At 58.0% G+C, this 16,725-nt stretch carries 19 protein-coding genes; 5 read left to right on the forward strand and 14 right to left on the reverse strand.

Translation table 11 applies throughout. The features are described 5' to 3' along the window. Positions 1–150 precede the first annotated feature (150 nt). From H3221_RS21970 to H3221_RS21995, 6 genes are all read right to left on the reverse strand, one after another. Positions 151–594: a DUF411 domain-containing protein gene (locus tag H3221_RS21970; RefSeq protein WP_003246746.1), complete on the reverse strand. Its 444-nt coding sequence runs from the start codon at positions 592–594 to the stop codon at positions 151–153. Further along, positions 584–1,426 (reverse strand): c-type cytochrome, encoded by an 843-nt coding sequence (locus H3221_RS21975; protein ID WP_003139525.1) that lies wholly within the window; start codon positions 1,424–1,426, stop codon positions 584–586. Before H3221_RS21975 ends, H3221_RS21970 begins: the two co-directional genes overlap by 11 nt. 9 nt (positions 1,427–1,435) lie before the next feature. Beyond that, positions 1,436–2,635, reverse strand: coding sequence for a copper resistance protein B (locus H3221_RS21980; RefSeq protein ID WP_196475888.1), 1,200 nt, complete (start codon positions 2,633–2,635; stop codon positions 1,436–1,438). Beyond that, a complete protein-coding gene (locus tag H3221_RS21985) occupies positions 2,625–2,939 on the reverse strand; it encodes a hypothetical protein (RefSeq protein WP_009686150.1) in 315 nt (104 codons plus the stop codon). Before H3221_RS21985 ends, H3221_RS21980 begins: the two co-directional genes overlap by 11 nt. 12 nt (positions 2,940–2,951) lie before the next feature. After that, on the reverse strand, positions 2,952–4,766 hold the full coding sequence (locus H3221_RS21990; protein ID WP_196475889.1) for a copper resistance system multicopper oxidase: 1,815 nt from the start codon (positions 4,764–4,766) through the stop codon (positions 2,952–2,954). Positions 4,767–4,954: 188 nt separating this feature from the next. After that, positions 4,955–5,161: a co-regulatory protein PtrA N-terminal domain-containing protein gene (locus tag H3221_RS21995; protein ID WP_003246751.1), complete on the reverse strand. Its 207-nt coding sequence runs from the start codon at positions 5,159–5,161 to the stop codon at positions 4,955–4,957. Between the two features lie 283 nt (positions 5,162–5,444). On the opposite strand from H3221_RS21995, the gene bufA2 reads away from it, so the two are divergent. Genes bufA2 through H3221_RS22015 form a run of 4 tightly spaced genes read left to right on the forward strand, consistent with a single transcriptional unit; the run spans position 5,445 to position 7,742 of the window. Then, complete coding sequence (gene bufA2, locus H3221_RS22000) at positions 5,445–5,705, forward strand: BufA2 family periplasmic bufferin-type metallophore (protein WP_003246752.1); 261 nt, start codon at positions 5,445–5,447, stop codon at positions 5,703–5,705. A 44-nt stretch (positions 5,706–5,749) separates the two neighbouring features. Beyond that, the gene (gene bufB, locus H3221_RS22005) at positions 5,750–6,586 is read left to right on the forward strand and encodes an MNIO family bufferin maturase (protein WP_004374664.1); all 837 of its coding nucleotides are present in this window, start codon (positions 5,750–5,752) and stop codon (positions 6,584–6,586) included. After that, positions 6,583–7,377, forward strand: coding sequence for an HvfC/BufC N-terminal domain-containing protein (locus H3221_RS22010; RefSeq protein ID WP_161867430.1), 795 nt, complete (start codon positions 6,583–6,585; stop codon positions 7,375–7,377). The genes bufB and H3221_RS22010 overlap by 4 nt, the downstream gene beginning before the upstream one ends. Positions 7,378–7,427: 50 nt before the next feature. Beyond that, positions 7,428–7,742 (forward strand): hypothetical protein, encoded by a 315-nt coding sequence (locus H3221_RS22015; protein WP_161867429.1) that lies wholly within the window; start codon positions 7,428–7,430, stop codon positions 7,740–7,742. A 19-nt stretch (positions 7,743–7,761) separates the two neighbouring features. Here H3221_RS22015 and H3221_RS22020 read toward each other — a convergent pair whose 3' ends face one another. The 8 genes from H3221_RS22020 to H3221_RS22055 form a co-directional block, all read right to left on the reverse strand. Continuing rightward, the gene (locus H3221_RS22020; protein WP_003246756.1) at positions 7,762–7,962 is read right to left on the reverse strand and encodes a heavy-metal-associated domain-containing protein; all 201 of its coding nucleotides are present in this window, start codon (positions 7,960–7,962) and stop codon (positions 7,762–7,764) included. Positions 7,963–8,059: 97 nt separating this feature from the next. Continuing rightward, the gene (locus H3221_RS22025) at positions 8,060–9,487 is read right to left on the reverse strand and encodes a UvrD-helicase domain-containing protein (protein ID WP_033725463.1); all 1,428 of its coding nucleotides are present in this window, start codon (positions 9,485–9,487) and stop codon (positions 8,060–8,062) included. Further along, positions 9,477–11,204 (reverse strand): ATP-dependent nuclease, encoded by a 1,728-nt coding sequence (locus tag H3221_RS22030; RefSeq protein ID WP_192985578.1) that lies wholly within the window; start codon positions 11,202–11,204, stop codon positions 9,477–9,479. Before H3221_RS22030 ends, H3221_RS22025 begins: the two co-directional genes overlap by 11 nt. A 173-nt stretch (positions 11,205–11,377) precedes the next feature. Further along, complete coding sequence (locus H3221_RS22035; RefSeq protein ID WP_196475890.1) at positions 11,378–13,741, reverse strand: heavy metal translocating P-type ATPase; 2,364 nt, start codon at positions 13,739–13,741, stop codon at positions 11,378–11,380. Between the two features lie 5 nt (positions 13,742–13,746). Beyond that, entirely contained in the window at positions 13,747–13,995 is a 249-nt protein-coding gene (locus H3221_RS22040) for a DUF2933 domain-containing protein (protein WP_003246761.1), read from the reverse strand. Positions 13,996–14,074: 79 nt separating this feature from the next. After that, positions 14,075–14,608 carry a cupredoxin domain-containing protein gene (locus H3221_RS22045; RefSeq protein ID WP_003246762.1) on the reverse strand — a complete coding sequence of 178 codons (534 nt, stop codon included), beginning with the start codon at positions 14,606–14,608 and terminating at the stop codon, positions 14,075–14,077. Between the two features lie 147 nt (positions 14,609–14,755). Then, positions 14,756–15,313, reverse strand: a complete 558-nt coding sequence (locus tag H3221_RS22050) for a cupredoxin domain-containing protein (protein WP_003139550.1) — start codon at positions 15,311–15,313, stop codon at positions 14,756–14,758. A 166-nt stretch (positions 15,314–15,479) separates the two neighbouring features. Further along, entirely contained in the window at positions 15,480–15,839 is a 360-nt protein-coding gene (locus tag H3221_RS22055) for a co-regulatory protein PtrA N-terminal domain-containing protein (protein ID WP_003246763.1), read from the reverse strand. Between the two features lie 206 nt (positions 15,840–16,045). Between H3221_RS22055 and H3221_RS22060 the strand changes: the two genes are divergently transcribed. Continuing rightward, positions 16,046–16,723 carry a heavy metal response regulator transcription factor gene (locus H3221_RS22060; protein WP_004374688.1) on the forward strand — a complete coding sequence of 226 codons (678 nt, stop codon included), beginning with the start codon at positions 16,046–16,048 and terminating at the stop codon, positions 16,721–16,723. Positions 16,724–16,725: the final 2 nt, after the last annotated feature.

Here is a 16,725-nt window from a genome sequence, read left to right on the forward strand (position 1 = left end):
TGCTCGCTCCTTGGTCCTGCTGTCCCCTCGTAGTGCTCCTTTGGTTTGGAGACAGCCCTTGGCGCCCTAGGGCGCCTTTTTTACTTAGGTTAAAGGACGTATGAAAATGAGTCGGCCACTACACACAAGCGGCCGTGCTGGCAGGCAGTACTACTGGGCGGGATATTCTGCAACGACCTGATCAGAACCCGTCTTGGTCAAGCCAATGACCTGGTAGGCATGCTGTACGCCATCGACTTCCATGCCGGGGGAGCCCGCCGGCATCCCGGGAACAGCGATGCCCAGCAGATCATCGCGCTTGGTGAGTTCGATGACCTGAGCCGCCGGCACATGACCTTCGACGAACTTGCCGTCAATCACCGCGGTGTGGCAAGACGCTAACCGTGGCGCGACGCCCAGTCTTTGCTTCACTGCTGTCATGTTGCTTTCAACATGGTCGACGACTTTGAAGCCATTCGCTTCGAGGTGTGAAATCCACTTCTTGCAACATCCGCAATTGGCATCACGATGGACATCAATCGTCAGGGCATCAGCTGCTTGAACCGCAGACGTGACGGAGAGAGCGGCCAGTAAGGCCAGATATTTAGCTTTCATGTACGTGCTCTTTGCCATCGGCGTGGGTGTGGGTCTTGGGCGAGGCGTTCGGAGCCTGCTCGGCGTGATGATCACCTCCGTTGGACGACGCCTCATCTCCAGCATGGTGGTCATCGCCACTCATATCCGAATGGTGACCTGCCTTAGGTGCGGAGCCACCCTCGCTATCCGTAGCCGCGGCATCGTGATGACCAGGCTCTCCAGCATCACCTGATCCATGATGGTCATCGCCACCGCCACTATTGTCATGATGGCCAGGCTTGTTGTCGCCGTGCTGTCCTTCATGGTTATGCATCTGCGTTTCCCCACCACCGTGCTGATGGCCGCCACTGGATGCGACGAGTGTTTGGTATTGCTTGGCATCCATCGTCGGCAGTTGGTTGAGGAAGGCAACCATGCCCCAGATGTACTCGTCTCCCATGCTCTTGCCCCACGCAGGCATACCCGTTGCCTTGATGCCATGCTTGATCACCCAGAACGCTGCTGACGGATTGCCATCGACACCGATCTTGGCGAGGTTGGGGGGCGCAGGATAAAGCGATTGGCTTAGCTCGGTCTCCGCCACACCTGGCGCCAAATGACAGCCGATACACATGGAGTTGTAGTTGCCCGCACCGGCGCGAATAAGAGCTTGATCATCCAGGTTGGGAACCTCGATGTCCCGCGAACGGACTTCGATAGAGCGGTCACGGGCCATCGTGAGAAACGCATGCACTGCAGGAAAATGGGGATCGTCGGCCCCCACGTTGACCACGCCAAAGTAGGCGCCGGCCAGGACAGCTGTGCTACCCACCACGCCGGCCGCCACCAAAGTTTTAATTGTTCTTTTCATGTCAGGTTCTCAAAACCACATCCGGATACCGGCGACAAAACGCGCCTCGTCTACATCACCGCCATCGTCGCGCACCATGTCTGCCGTGTTGCCATAGGAGCGGCTCCAGGAAACCCCGATATAGGGGGCAAACTGCCTGACAATCTCGTAACGCAGACGCAAGCCGAGCTCGGTATTTGCCAACCCAGACCCCACACCTCGCTCAGGATCGTTCTTGCCGTAGAAGTTCATTTCGGCAGTTGGCTGGAGAATCAGCCGGTTGGTCAGCAGAATGTCGTACTCGCCCTCCAGTCGGGCAGCAGTTTGGCCATTCTCGCCGACGAAGGCCGTGGCTTCGGCCTCAAAGGCGTAAAGCGCCATGCCCTGGATACCGAAGGCGGCCCAAGTCTGCGGCGACTCCGGTTTGAAGTCCTGGCGAACGCCCGCGACGACATCCCACCAAGGGCCGATCGAGCGGCCGTACAGCAGCTGTAATTCAGCATCCTCGGTCACGCCGTTGGTACGCTCGCCTTCGGAGCGGAACCAGACCCGGTTGATATCACCGCCTACCCAGCCCGACGCATCCCAGGCCAGGGTGCTGCCCTCATCTGCGTCCTGGTATTCGAGCTGATCGAGCAGGAAAAAACTGTTGATGGCGCTGTCGTGAACCTTGTGGCCAGGTAATGGCGGGAAAGCCGCTTGGCGATCAGCATCCGTCAGAACGGGAATCGGCGTACGGCTGGTGGTTCTCGGGGCTTCAGCGGAGCCATGGTTCATCTTTGAATGATCCATGCCCTCCATCTGTCCTTGCATGGCGCCATGCCCCATCTTGCTGTGATCCATAGCCTGGGCCTTCTCTTGGCTCTGGCCGTGGCCCATCTGGCTATGATCCATGCTGCCCGAAGCACCCTGCATGGCGCCGTGATCCATCTTGCTGTGGTCCATGGCTGGAGCCTTTTCTTGGCTCTGGCTCTGGCTGTGGCCCATCTGGCTATGATCCATGCTGCCCGAAGCACCCTGCATGGCACCATGGTCCATCTTGCTGTGATCCATGCCCTCCATCGGCGCTTTGGTAGCGCCGTGGCTCATCTGGCTATGGTCCATCGACATGGTGCCGTGCCCCATTGCCGAATGATCCATTTCTTCCGCAGCCAAAGTAACGCCGCCGCTGAACGCACTCAGCGACACAGCCAGCGCCAAGAGAGATGGACGTGAAAACCTAGTGGTCATGGTTCGAACCTGCTTCGGCTTCGGTGCCGCCATGCTTATCCATCATGTTTTCGTGATTCATGCCGTCATGCTTCATGTCTCCGTGATCCATGGCGCCATGATCCATATGCTGGCCAGCCGCCTTATCCTTCGACTGATCTGCGTGATTGCCACTGGCGGTCTTGGGCACAGCCGATTCGGCAGCATGTTGTTCGTGCTCACTGTGCCCCTCACCTGCCAACGAAACCGGTGCGTGCAGGGCAGCCAATAGGCTGAACATGACTGCGCTGCCAGCCAGGGCATTTCGCTTCATAAAAGTGCTCATCAGAAATCTCCTTTACTCATCCACACGAACTTCACGGAACATGCCCATTTCCATGTGGAGCAACAGGTGGCAGTGATAGGCCCAACGACCCAACGCATCGGCGGTCACCCGATAGCTGCGCTTGGAACCTGGCGGCATGTCGATGGTGTGTTTACGCACCAGGAAATTGCCGTTCGCATCCTCCAGATCACTCCACATGCCATGAAGATGGATCGGGTGAGTCATCATGGTGTCGTTGACCAGCGTGATGCGAACACGCTCGCCGTACTTGAGGCGCAGAGGCTCGGCGTCAGAGAACTTGATTCCATCGAAGGACCAGGAGAATTTCTCCATATGCCCGGTGAGGTGCAGCTCGATGGTGCGACTTGGCTCACGCCCGTCCGGATCAGGGAAGGTGCTGCGCAGGTCAGAGTACGTGAGGACGCGTCGGCCGTTGTCTCGCAAACCAATACCTGGGTCGTCCAACTTATGCGTTGGTGTCATGGTTTGCATATCGACCAGCGGGTTGTTGGTCTCTGAGGCTGGGTGTGCCTGCATGGCACCTGCCATGCCTGCCATGCCTGCCATGCCCGAATGATCCATTCCCGCCATCTGGCTGTGATCCATGCCGGCCATGCCACCCTGCATGCTCCCATGATCTATGCCCGACATACTGCCGTGATCCATCCCGGCCATGCTCCCATGATCCATGCCGCCCATGCTGCCGTGGTCCATGCCCATGTCACCCATGGCAATCAGTGGGCGCGGGTCAGGGCTTGGTACCGGTGCACTCAACCCTTCCTGTACCGCAAGGGTGCCGCGCGCATAGCCAGTGCGGTCCATGGATTGGGCAAACACGGTATAGGCCTGTTCGCTGTCTGGTTCGATGATCACGTCGTAGGTCTCGGCCACGGCGATACGGAACTCGTCGACGCTGACCGGTTTGACGTGCAGACCATCGGCCGCAACCACAGTCATCTTCAGGCCTGGGATGCGCACATCGAAATAGGTCATCGCCGAGGCGTTGATGAAGCGCAGGCGGATCTTTTCGCCCGGTTTGAATATGCCGGTCCAGTTGCCATCAGGTGCCTGGCCATTCATCAGGTAGGTGTAGGTGTAGCCACTGACGTCAGCGAGATCCGTCGGGCTCATCTTCATCTCGGCCCACATCTTGCGATCGGCTACCGCAGCGGACCACCCCATCTCGCTCACGTCATTGATGAAATCACCAACGGTGCGCTTGTGGTAGTTGTAGTAGTCCGACTGCTTTTTGAGCTTGGCCAGTACCCGCGCTGGATTTTCATCGGTCCAGTCGCTCAGCAGCACGACATAATCACGGTCGTAACTGAAGGGCTCGGGTTCCTTGGCGTCGATGACCAGCGCGCCGTATACGCCGACTTGCTCCTGGAGCCCCGAGTGGCTGTGATACCAGTAGGTGCCGTTCTGGTTGACCTTGAACTTGTACTCATACATGCCGTCGGGGGCGATGCCATGGAAGCTCAGGCCCGGAACGCCATCCATGTTCGCCGGCAGGATAATGCCGTGCCAGTGAATGGACGTGTCCTCCTTGAGGCGGTTGCGTACGCGCAACGTCACGGTCTCGCCCTCCCGCCAGCGCAGGATTGGGCCTGGCAGCGAGCCATTGATCGTCATGGCGGTACGCGCTGCGCCGGTGATGTTTACCGGAGTCTCTCCGATAAACAGGTCGAAATCGTTACCGCTCAGCACGTTCGGCTGACCTGGGCTGGTTACCGCCCAGACCGGCGTGCGCCACATGCCCATGCCGCCGAGAATACCGGCGGCGGCGAGGCCTTTGACGAAAGTACGTCTTGTGGTTTTGCTTTGCATGCCGTTATGTCCAATCCGTCAGATGAGCCGGTGATGTGCATCCGGTCTCGGGTTCATTGACTGCTCCAGTATTGGGAGATTTGATCTTCAAGCCTTGCGTGCTGCGCAAGTCCCCCCGACACCAAGCAGTATAAAACTGCCATATCTCAACCATCCGGGTGATTACATTTCTGTAAGGTTGAAGGGGCTCAGCAGTTGGCGTGTTCCGCCTGTTTGGCTTGGCTGCCGGCGACGGGAGCTCCATCCTTCTGCTGCTTGGCCAGCTGATACGCTTCCAGCGAGACCTGACGGGCCTGCTCCATGCGTGCAAACGTGCGATCGGCACCGCCTTCGGCCATCGCCAGAGTGGAAGCACTCAGGGCAGCAACTACAAACAGGGTTTTGATCGATTTCATTTCGTGAATCCTCGTAAGTTTAGAAGCCCCCGTAACTAGTGGGGGCGAGCCTTAAGCTCGCTGTTACGTTAACCACGAAGCCCTGTCAGCAACCTGATCTGAACATTACAGTTCTGTCAGGTTGCTATTTCTTTCTTGTAGGCCCTCCTGAAGGCTCGGTACTGTCTTCTTGCCCGAGAAGCCTTGCGGATTCCATGGGCCTGCTCGGCAGCAATGCCTGAGCTAACTCGCTCATTCGCACCGACGGATCGCGACCATCAAACAATCAAGAGAAATAGCCACTATGTCGAACAAATCCAACGTAGCTACCGGTGCCGCCCTGGCTCTGGTAGCCGCCAGCCTGTTCTCCACCCTGCCCGTCCAGGCGGCCCAGGACACCAAAGCAGCAGAAGTGAAATGCTTCGGGGTCAATGGTTGCAAAGGGCAGAACGACTGCATGACCGCGAAAAACGACTGCAAAGGCCAAGGCGAATGCAAAGGCCAGGGGTTCAAGTTGATGACCCAGGCCAAATGTGACGAAGCCGGTGGCAAAACCAGCGAATAAGGCGGTTCAGGGGAGTGCATGCCACTCCCCTGCTGGAGTCTCGAATGAGTAAGCGCAAAACTCTGGGTTTCGGTCTTGGCCTTCGCAACGAGTATTACCGGCAGATCCTGGAGGAACGGCCTGCGGTCGACTGGTTCGAGATCATTTCCGAGAATTACCTGGTGGAGGGCGGCAAGGCTCTCTACTTCCTTGATGCGATCGGCGAGCACTACCCCCTGGTGATGCACGGAGTATCTCTTTCGATTGGCGGCTCACATGCCTTGGACATAGACTACCTACGACAGCTCAAGCAGCTGGCGGATCGGGTGCAGCCTCAGTGGGTGTCTGATCACCTGTGCTGGAGTCGAGGCAACGCCCATCAACTTCACGATCTGCTACCGCTGCCGTTTACCCAGGAGAGCCTGCTGCATGTCGCGGCCCGGGTGCGCTTGGTGCAGGATGTTTTGGAACGTCCCATCGTGCTGGAGAACGTTTCCTCCTACGTGCAGTGGACAACATCCAGCATGAGCGAGTCTCAGTTCCTCTCGGAGCTCAGTTACCTGACCGGGTGCGAGCTGCTTCTCGACGTGAACAACGTCTACGTCAGTTCGCGCAACCAGGGTTTCGACCCTTGGCAGTTCATCATGGAATTGCCGCACGAGCGGATTCGGCAAATTCACCTGGCCGGGCACAGCGATTACGGGCAGTACCTCATCGACACCCATGACCAGCCCATCGCTGATCCGGTTTGGTCTCTCTACAGCAAGACTTTGAGCTACTTGGGCCCGACATCGACCTTGATCGAGCGGGATGACCAGTTTCCGCCGCTGGAAGAGCTGTTGTCCGAATTAGCACATGCCCGTGCTATCGCCAAATCTGTGATATCGGGGGCCACCCCTTGAGCCTGATCGCCCTACAGACTGCATTTGAAACTTACCTGACAGGTGACAGTGCCCTGCCCTCCAACAAGCTTTTGGAGCAGATCCGAGGTAGCACAGCGCTGAGTGCTCTCGAAGGCCTGCAGATCTACCACAACGCTTACCGTTCGCGCCTGCTTGCGGTCTTGCGAGAAGACTTCCCTGCCCTGCTTCACTGGATCGGCAACGAATCATTCGAGCAGCTCGCACTGGCCTACTTGGCCGCCTGGCCACCACGACATTTCAGCATTCGCTGGCTGGGCGAGAAGCTGCCCGAGTTCATTAGCAGCTACGTCGAAGAACCCCAACTATCGCCGATGCGCGAACTCGCGGAACTGGAATGGGCCTTTACACTGGCCTTCGACGCTCAGGATGTCGAAGCGCTTTCGCTGGAGACCATGAGTGATTTTTCGGCTGAAGACTGGATTTCACTCAGGGTTTCCCTGACTGCATCTGCCCGGTGGTTGCAGCTGCAGTACAACACGCTGGAGTTGTGGAAAGCCGCCAAGTCCGGCAGCTTGCTGCCTGATGTTACCCGCCTGCCAACGAACCTAGCCTGTCTTGTTTGGCGTCATGAACTCGTCTGCCAGTACCGGAGCCTGGAGCCAGCGGAGGCTTCGGCATTGCAGTTTCTCATCGAGGGCGGATCGTTCGCTGAACTCTGCGAGTCGTTGAGCGCCACGCATGGCGAGCAAGCTCCCTTGCAAGCCGCGACCTGGTTGAAGTTGTGGGTCAACGACGGTTTGCTAAAGCGCGGCCAGCTATTACACGAATGACCCGGAACCTTTGGGCTAGCGCTCTCTCTTTGGCCACTCCGAGCGCTTCTATGACTCACCACATCATTCATTTCAAACAGCAAGCCTTGCTTGACCCGGAGACCTATCAGGCAATGCTGGCCGACGGCGTTGGTCACTGGGAGCGGCTTGCAGGAGAAGTCGTCGGCATAGAAGACGAAAAAAGCTACGAGTTCGCTGCATTGAAAAGCCTGTTCAAGCGCAAGCGGTACTCCTATGACACGCTGGAAATGCGCGAGCCAGGCGATCACTCAAACTGGCTTCGCGGCCGAGATGGTTCAGAAGGTATGACCAACGAGGTCACCAGTATCCCAGGGCTAAAAGAGCTCTCAGAACTGGAGATTTAGTGGGATAGCAGGTCAGCGCTCAAGCGCTGACCTGGGCCGAATAGCCAAGCTCCTGGATGAGTTCGCGGATCGATTCGGCACTTTCTGTGCTCTCAACGGTGACCTTGCCGGCCGCTCGATCCACTTCTACTCGTGCATCCTGATCCAGAGCTTGAATGGCCTTCGTGATTTTGCTCACGCAACTGCCACAGCCCATCCCCGCAACACTCAGACTAAACATGTCTTTCACCTCATTTCGTCCGCGGCTCAAGTTACCGCACAGACAGTATCGACCTTGACACGATGGCAAGGTCAAGCCCGTAAGCGCTACAAAAGGATCAGCCGTTTACCACGGGCGTAAGGATGGGGGTTGGTGAACACACCACGACATGCCTTGCGCCCCTCGTCAGTGCGACGTATAGATTCTGGGGGGTCATAAGCTCAGGATGCAGGACAACCGAGACATCCGCCTCCAGCCCCTTGAGAAGTAATGTGCTGCCTACAGAGCGTCTTGCGATCGGTCGGGCAAGGTGTCTATTGCGCTCTCGCGCTTGAATGGCTGCACTCAGAAAGTCGGCAGCACCTCCCACCACCGCTTGCATTGCAGACCGGCAGCAGTACAGAACCTCCGGTCGGTATACACGTGCCCCGTGCTGCTCAGCGAGCGTATCGATCACACGGAGCGCTTGCCCCAATGTTGGCGCTGCTACGAAATCGATCGCCGCAGCCTCGGCCGCGGTCGGAGGCGTTCGGGCCCTTCCTGCACGCAGCGACTCCACGCGCGTTCGCAGGTTTGCTGCACCTACCCCCGTCATTACGCTGGAAGCAAACTCCACAAGTTGTGCCAGAGCATTGGCACCCTGCAAGTCAAAGTTCCTGGCGAAGTTGACGAGATCTCTCAGGTCGACGGCTTCTACGGCCATGGCACCGGGTGTCTGGCTCGTGAGCTGATGGCGACCTTGCACGTTGATGGAGTCCCCGATGATGAGGACGCTACCCTGAGCGTTGGGAGCTTCGGTTCTCGCGGCCACCAGTCGCTGCTGAACTTCGGTTCCGGCGTTTAGCTGCACCCAACGCACTTCTGCTGGAGCCGTGCGCAGATCCACCGGCTGACCAGCTTGAAGTTGTTGCCTTATGGCGAGCAGCCACTGCCCGAGGTTCTCAGCTCCAGCCAGCCGCCAGCGCCACGGTATCCTCAACTCTCCCGCTGCGGGAAACAGGGGTTGCACCTCATTCGCCCAATGCACCAGTCGATTGCCACGGAAGCTGAATATGGCTTGCATCGGGTCACCGAGCACGCAGGTCGGAAGCACCTGGGCCAAACCAGACACGATGGCGTGCTGGACGACGTTGCAGTCTTGGTACTCGTCGACAAGCAACCGTGCATAGGTGGCGCGAAGGGGCTGAGCGAGGTGACCGGCCTGCAACAACTGCATGGCGGCCTCCCGAATTGCCGGGTAGTCAGTATTGGGTTGATGCAGCTGTAGGATCTGCGGGTTATGGCCGCTTCGCGCTGGGAACTTAGCGATCAGGCGCATCGAGAATCCGTCAATGGTGGAGACTCGATATGCGGAGTTAGGAACACCGGCTCGTCTCAGGCGCGCCCGTAAGGCCGCAACGCCGGCGTTCGTATGTGTCAAGACGAGGATGGGTTTGCTCTGCGTATGCGCGATGAGCGTCTCGGCAATCAATTGCGTTTTTCCACAACCTGCGGGGGCCGTTATGGAGCCACGCTCGATAGCGAAAAGATCAATCTCAGGGGGCACTTGTAAACGTCCAGAGCTGATTCGTGACTGCCATGAAGCCCGGTTCGGCGTTCTGTAAAGACGGACCGACGATGTCCCTTGCAACCTCCTGATAGGTTGTCAGCGACTTGAACCAGCCGCTGTTGCGGATACGGGATGCGGTTCCCAGCAGCTCTCGTCTCTCAGGTGAGTACCCATCCACGAGTCGCTTGGCTCGGATATCGTTCAGCGTCACGCGGCCTTGGGACTTCGTCTGAATGTGTGCGTTCATCAGCTCTGCACCCACTATTGTTTCGGCTTTCGCCAGAAGTGCATCGAGTGCTTGCTCACTGAGATGGCGGAAGATCTCGTCCTCCAACGTGAGGCCTGGTCGCCATGTAAGAATTTGCCCGCCGGCGGCCAAGAATGCTTCAGCGAGCCCCGCGGTCGAAGGCTTGTCGGCATCTACAAAAACCATCACGCGGTAACCCAAGTTCAGAAGTGCTGTTCCCCGGATAAGACTGTTATCGGGGCTTCCCCCGCCGGCGTCCACATACGCGCCGCCATGGGCCAGGAATGAGGTAGCGCCAAGACTGACCCACCATTGGTCAAGGCCACGCGCGAAGCCAACCTCGCTGGCCCCCTCGCAAACGATGATGGATTTGGCGAGGAATGCTTCGGGGTCCTTCCGAAGGGTACTTTGTACCTCGTTGGCTTCCCCAGCTGGCATAACACTGTGGCGCTGAGGTGCTGACCGAACAACGAATAACTGGCTGCCGGACAGCTCGCGCAGCGCGACCGGCGAGTGCGTCGTCATGAACACTTGCAACGGAGCGGCAGCGTCCTTTGCACCCAGCGAGTCCAGGAATCGCATGAGCCGATGAGGTTCAAGCCCGTATTCCACCTCATCAACCAGGGCAATTGGCGCGGCGCTGGCCGCAGCCCTTTGAAGCCCTGCCACTAGCAAGCGTGACGAGCCCGTGCCAAGGGAGCGCAGCGGAATACCTGTTTCACTGTGCAGCGCGATCGCCCCCTCGCCAATCGACACAGAATGTGCGTCAAGGAGCGCCTGAGGCATAGCCCCGACCGAAACGCCAAGATGCTGTGCTGTGCGTTGCACGACCTCAAGCGTCTGGGTCAGATGTTCGGCTGCTTGATTGCCAAAGTTCGCTCTTGCTTGCCTAGCGGCGCGCGCCAGTTCAGCACCAAGCTCGGCGCGCTCATCGGTAAGTCGATTGAGCACTGAGCCACGACTCCACGACAAGTTCGAACTCGCAAAGCTGCCGATACGGGCGGGTGCTAGTGCCGCTCGTTCCTTCCAGGGAAGAGTGCGTTCGAGTTGCTGCTGCTCCGCACGCTCAGAAAAAAGTGTCCAGGTAGGTTCCAAATCGGCACCAACTTGCAGGAGCAAGGTGATAACGGTCTCCAGCCCCGCTCGCGGTTCGTCTTCGACTTCTCCCGTTCCTGGATTGAATCCACGCAAGAACTCGCCGTAAACATCGATATCCATCAGCGATACCGGCAAATCGCCAAGCGTCACATTGATGGTGATGGGTGTTTCGACGTTCAGAGCGAAGAAGTCCATGTCGCCGAACGTGCCGCCCCGGCGGGCACCGACGCAAAGGTCAATCGCATCTAGAATGCTGGACTTTCCACTATCGCCAGGACCTATGAGGCAGTTAATTCCTGGGGCCGGCACCCAGTCGAGCGCCTGGATAGATCGGAAGTTGCTGATAATCAGTCTGCGAATGCGGGCCACGGAGAGTCCTCATGGGTTAACGACGACCAGTCTCCTACCCGCAGCGGCAACAGTCCATCGAACGTCACCTCGTCACTATGTGTTGCGACAGATAGGTCGGACCGGAAACTACCGTACGGCATTTTCCGGTCAGATGCGCTTCTGAATAATCACCTGGTCGGTGGTATGGAAGCCTATCCGATGTCCGTTGATTTCAACCTCAGAGCATTGAAGACCACCGACGCCGAGCTGACACTCATCGCCAGCGCAGCAATCAAGGGCGACAGAAGATGCCCCGTCAGCGGGTACAGCAGCCCCGCTGCTAGCGGGATTCCCATCGCGTTGTAGAGGAACGCAAAGGCGAGGTTCTGCCTCATGTTTTTCACGGTTGCCACTGACAGGGTGCGCGCTCGCAGGATGCCCATCAGATCTCCCTTGACCAGCGTCACTTGGGCGCTGTTCATCGCCACATCGGTACCGGTGCCCATGGCGATACCTACGTCAGACCTGGCCAGGGCGGGCGCATCGTTGATGCCGTCACCCGCCATGGCGACACGACGGCCATAGCCCTGCAAATCGGCGACCAGTTTCTCCTTATCCTGCGGTTTGACCTCACCATGCACTTCCTCGATTCCGAGCTGCTTCGCCACGGCTCTTGCTGTGGTGAGGCCATCACCAGTGGCCATGATGACCTTTACGTCTTCGCTTTGAAGCTTGGAGACAGCCTGTTGAGAAGTAGGCTTGATCGGATCGGAAACGGCCAGGAGTCCCGCCAGGCGACCATCAACGGCCAAATAGATGATGCTGATGCCTTCCAGACGCAGTTGCTCGGCGCGATTGCGCAGCGGGGTAATATCGACGCCCGCCTCGTCCATCAGTGCGGTGTTGCCGAGCTGCAGCTGATGGTCATCGACCTGGCCGCGCACACCAATACCCGAGCCAGATTCGAAAGTGTCCGGTTTGACCAGTGCAATGCCCTGACCGCGCGCATGATCGACGATGGCATGAGCCAGCGGGTGCTCACTACCCTGGTCGAGACTAGCAGCCAGGCGCAGCACTTCATTGGAGTCGTAACCGCCTGTCCCTTCCGCACTATGAAATACGGGACGCCCCTCAGTCAGGGTTCCAGTCTTGTCGACGATGAGCGTGTCGATCTTGCATAGATTTTCGATGGCGCTGGCATCGCGGAACAACACACCGCTGCTAGCGGCCTTGCCAGTCGCAACCATGACGGACATCGGGGTTGCCAGACCCAGAGCGCAGGGACACGCAATGATTAGCACCGCCACCGCATTGATCAGGCCAAATACCCAGCCTGATTCCGGCCCTAATAGCCCCCAGCCGAAGAAGGTCAGAATCGCGATCAGGATCACCCCGACCACGAAATACCCTGCCACCGCATCAGCCATACGCTGCATGGGGGCCTTGGAACGTTGGGCTCTGGCCACCATCTGAACGATCTGCGACAGCATGGTCTCGGCACCGACCTTCTGCGCCTCCATCACCAGGCTGCCGTGGGTGTTCAGGGTGGCACCGATAAGGGCATCCCCTACCCGCTTGGTCACGGGTAACGGTTCTCCGGTAAGCATCGACTCGTCGACGGCGCTCTCGCCCTCCAGCACGGTGCCATCCACCGGGACTTTTTCGCCCGGCCGGACACGCAAGTGGTCACCCTGATGGACGTGGGTCAGCGGAATATCTTCTTCCTGGCCGTCAGGCCTGATGCGCCGGGCAGTCTTGGGGGCCAATCCCAGCAGTGACTTAATGGCGGCAGAGGTCTGCGAGCGGGCTTTGAGTTCGAGCATCTGGCCCAACAGCGTGAGCGAGATGATCACCGCGGCGGCCTCGAAGTAGACGCCGATGCGTCCATCCTGAACGAAGGCCGCCGGGAACCACTGCGGCACCAGGGTGGCTGCCACGCTGTAGAGGTAGGCGGCTGCAGTTCCTAATCCGATCAGGGTCCACATGTTGGGGCTGCGGTGGCGGATGGAGTCAATGCCGCGGGTGAAGAATACCCAGCCACCCCATAGCGTCACGGGCGTCGCCAGAGCCAGCTCGACCCAGTTCTGGGTCGTGCCATGAAACAGTTGCAAGGAATGGCCGGCCATCGCCAATACGGTCACGATGACGGTCAACGGTAGGGTCCACCAGAACCGCAGCGAGAAGTCCTTCAGCTCTGGATTTTCCTCCTCTTCCAGCTCCGGGATGACAGGTTCCAGCGTCATCCCGCAGATCGGGCAGTTTCCGGGAGCCGGTTGACGGATTTCTGGATGCATCGGGCAGGTGTATTCAGCACCTACAGGTGTCGATGTGGGTGCTGGAGTCGCGTGCTGGTGATGCTCCCCATGAGACTGATGGCTCATGTACTGATGAGGATCTGCTTGGAATTTCTCTAGGCACTTCGCACTGCAGAAATGATAGGCCTTCCCTTCAAAGCTCTCGCGATAAGGGCCATCAGGTTTGACCTCCATGCCACACACCGGGTCGCGCTGGCTCTCGGAGTGGGCGTGCGAGTTATGTGAATGATCCTGGTCATGATGGCAGGAGGTCTTTTGCATGCGATCTATGTCCTTTCTTCGTCCTTGGAAACAGCGGTGCTGCTGGAGTGGGAGTGCCCGCCGTGATTGTGGCCAAACAGATGCATCAGCGGGCATAGCAGCAGGATGAGGTACGGCAGGGCCTGCGAAAGATGACCGTAATGCTCACGCGCTACATAGAAGATGCCGATTACGGCCAGCATGATCAGCGCAATGCCAATCTTGCTCTTCCAAAAAGGCGGCTCAGTGGTACTGGTGTGATGGGTATGGTCCACGACAATAGCCTCGTTTCAATGGCGGCCGGATCAGTATAGGTGTCTCAGACTGGACGGAGTTGGCGAGTATCAATAAACGTCAGCGTACGGTCACCTTACCGACCATTCCCGACTGATAATGTCCTGGAATATTGCAGGCGAACTCCAGTTCGGTGGCGGCGGAGAAGGTCCAGATCAACTCTTCGCGTGCTCCAGGTTCGACAAGAACACTGTTGGGGTCATCGTGTTCCATACCGACCATCTTCATGCCGCCCATGGCATGGCCCATATTGCTCATGTCATGTGCACCTGTAGGGGACAGCGTGCCGTTCTGAAACATCGCGGCCATCTCTTTCTGGTGCGCGGCATGGGATGCCGCTTTGCCAAGATTGAATTCGTGTAGCAGTGCACCGTCATTTTTCAGGACGAAGCGAACTGTCTCGCCTGCTTTGATCTCCATTGCTTTGGGTTCGAAGAAGATGTCCCCCATCCGGACTTCGATGGTGCGATCTACTGCCTGACCGTCTCCCGGTTGCCCAATACTGTCTTTCTTGTGGCCCGGGCTGGCCAGCGCATTGGCAGCACTGAGCAGCAAGCCAAGGGTGGTGATTATGAAAGCGGGTCTGAGTTTCATGGTGTGCCTCTGAGGTGTTGAGGAGGGATGAGTCCCGATGCTAATGAGGTGCAGCTGGCGGTACGCTGACGTGAAAACTACATCGCAGTAAGGTTCGTCAGATCGGTGCTACCCAGCTCGCGGCCAACGGGTAGCACCGATGCCGGACTAACGCAGAGCAAACTCACCGACCATCCCCGCCTGGTAATGCCCAGGCAATGTACAGGCGAAGCTCAAACTGCCCGCCTTAGGGAAGGTCCACACGAACTCTTTGGTTGTGCCGGGCTCGACGAGAACCGCGTTCGGGTCGTCATGCTTGGCTTTGATGACTTCCGGATAGCCTGGAGGGTTGGAGTCTCCCATGCCATAACGCTCATGCCAGACAATGCGCTCGGCCATGCCGGTCGGGGTCAGTGTGCCGTCCTTGAACAAGGACGCCATCTTGCGCTGGTGCTCCAGCTGGGACGCTGCCTGCCCGATGTTGAACTCGTGCATCAACGCGCCCTCGTTCTTCAGAACGAAGCGCACGGTTTCACCTGGCTTCACATCGATCGTTTTCTGGCTGTAGTTGATGTCGTCCATCTTTACCAAGATGGTACGAGTCGCTGGCGTCGCCTGGGCCTGCTGCCCAATGCCATTGCTACTGCCGCCGACCTCGGCAAATGCCGGAAAGGTGGTGCTGATGAACAGAGTGCTGATCAGCAGTTTAAGGGGTAAGCGTTTCATGGTGAGACCTCGAGATGGGTGCTGGAAATCTCATGCTATTCCCCGCTTGCTGCCAGGCCGCTGACCCCAAAACTACAATTGCGTCAGCTGGGAAAAAGCACGGCGCCATAAAGGCGCCGCTAGGCCAAAGGAGCAATCACGGAAGGCCTGGAAGATGGGAAAATCCTTATCGATGGCACTCTTTGTCGGCCATCATTAGCTTGTGCTCGCGGATCATTTGAGCCAGCACGTCGTCTACCAGCTTGTCATGCTTTTCCATCCAGGCCAGATGCTCTTCGGCAGACATGTTTGGCGCGGGATGTTCGTTGTGCAGCTGGCTCATGATGTCTTCGAGCATGTTCATATGCTCCTTCATGTGCACATGCCGCTCGCCGACCGGGGCCTTCTCCGCCTGGATCAGCACGGCTTCTGCTTTGTCGCGCATCTGCTGGATGCGCTCGAATACACGGTCGCTGCCCCCTTCGGCCCAAGCCATGGAAGACAGCAGTAGCGAACCAACCAGAAGCAAAGGTTTCAGCGATTTCATGGGCAGTCTCCATCAGTGCAAACTATGGCCGGCACCTCTGCTTTTGGTCTGTCGAGGGCCGAGAGCACAACCTAGTACTCATGCTTGCACCCTAGACAAGCCACCCTGTCAGTGAGCTGAAGTCAGAATTACATTTTCGTAAGCTTCTGGTTGGGGCCGCGGTTTGCCTGCAAACTCAGGCCACCCGACTTTTGGAGTCTGCACACATGAAACTACTGGTAGCTGAAGACGAACCCAAAACCGGTACGTACCTCCAGCAAGGTCTCACCGAGGCTGGGTTCAATGTCGACCGGGTTATGACCGGTACAGATGCCCTTCAGCATGCACTTAGCGAAGCCTATGACCTGCTAATTCTGGATGTAATGATGCCTGGGCTGGACGGTTGGGAAGTGCTGCGCATGTTGCGCGCAGCAGGAAAAGACGTCCCCGTACTGTTCTTGACGGCACGCGATGGTGTGGAAGACCGCGTTAAAGGGTTGGAGCTGGGTGCGGACGACTACCTGATCAAGCCATTTGCTTTCTCAGAGCTTCTGGCCAGGGTCAGAACGCTGTTGCGCAGAGGTAATGGTTCGCCGACGCAGACCACCATGAAAATTGCCGATCTGGAAGTCGATCTGATGAAGCGGCGTGCGATCCGTGGCGGGAAAAGAATTGACCTGACCGCGAAGGAGTTTTCACTGCTGGAACTGCTACTGCGCCGGCGCGGCGAGGTGCTCCCGAAGTCGCTGATTGCCTCTCAGGTTTGGGACATGAATTTCGACAGCGACACCAATGTCATTGAGGTTGCGGTACGCCGGCTACGCGCAAAAATCGATGACGATTTCGATCTCAAGCTGATTCATACCGCCCGCGGCATGGGATACATGATGGATGCTCCGGAGTGAAT

The organism is Pseudomonas chaetocerotis (assembly GCF_015712105.2).
GTDB lineage: Bacteria > Pseudomonadota > Gammaproteobacteria > Pseudomonadales > Pseudomonadaceae > Aquipseudomonas > Aquipseudomonas chaetocerotis.

What these genes read in the sequence shown, in the direction of transcription:
- H3221_RS21970 (WP_003246746.1), bottom strand. Translation starts at nt 594, where the DNA reads ATGAAAGCTAAATATCTGGCCTTACTGGCCGCTCTCTCCGTCACGTCT.
- H3221_RS21975 (WP_003139525.1), bottom strand. Translation starts at nt 1,426, where the DNA reads ATGAAAAGAACAATTAAAACTTTGGTGGCGGCCGGCGTGGTGGGTAGC.
- H3221_RS21980 (WP_196475888.1), bottom strand. Translation starts at nt 2,635, where the DNA reads ATGACCACTAGGTTTTCACGTCCATCTCTCTTGGCGCTGGCTGTGTCG.
- H3221_RS21985 (WP_009686150.1), bottom strand. Translation starts at nt 2,939, where the DNA reads ATGAGCACTTTTATGAAGCGAAATGCCCTGGCTGGCAGCGCAGTCATG.
- H3221_RS21990 (WP_196475889.1), bottom strand. Translation starts at nt 4,766, where the DNA reads ATGCAAAGCAAAACCACAAGACGTACTTTCGTCAAAGGCCTCGCCGCC.
- H3221_RS21995 (WP_003246751.1), bottom strand. Translation starts at nt 5,161, where the DNA reads ATGAAATCGATCAAAACCCTGTTTGTAGTTGCTGCCCTGAGTGCTTCC.
- bufA2 (WP_003246752.1), top strand. Translation starts at nt 5,445, where the DNA reads ATGTCGAACAAATCCAACGTAGCTACCGGTGCCGCCCTGGCTCTGGTA.
- bufB (WP_004374664.1), top strand. Translation starts at nt 5,750, where the DNA reads ATGAGTAAGCGCAAAACTCTGGGTTTCGGTCTTGGCCTTCGCAACGAG.
- H3221_RS22015 (WP_161867429.1), top strand. Translation starts at nt 7,428, where the DNA reads ATGACTCACCACATCATTCATTTCAAACAGCAAGCCTTGCTTGACCCG.
- H3221_RS22020 (WP_003246756.1), bottom strand. Translation starts at nt 7,962, where the DNA reads ATGTTTAGTCTGAGTGTTGCGGGGATGGGCTGTGGCAGTTGCGTGAGC.
- H3221_RS22035 (WP_196475890.1), bottom strand. Translation starts at nt 13,741, where the DNA reads ATGCAAAAGACCTCCTGCCATCATGACCAGGATCATTCACATAACTCG.
- H3221_RS22045 (WP_003246762.1), bottom strand. Translation starts at nt 14,608, where the DNA reads ATGAAACTCAGACCCGCTTTCATAATCACCACCCTTGGCTTGCTGCTC.
- H3221_RS22050 (WP_003139550.1), bottom strand. Translation starts at nt 15,313, where the DNA reads ATGAAACGCTTACCCCTTAAACTGCTGATCAGCACTCTGTTCATCAGC.
- H3221_RS22055 (WP_003246763.1), bottom strand. Translation starts at nt 15,839, where the DNA reads ATGAAATCGCTGAAACCTTTGCTTCTGGTTGGTTCGCTACTGCTGTCT.
- H3221_RS22060 (WP_004374688.1), top strand. Translation starts at nt 16,046, where the DNA reads ATGAAACTACTGGTAGCTGAAGACGAACCCAAAACCGGTACGTACCTC.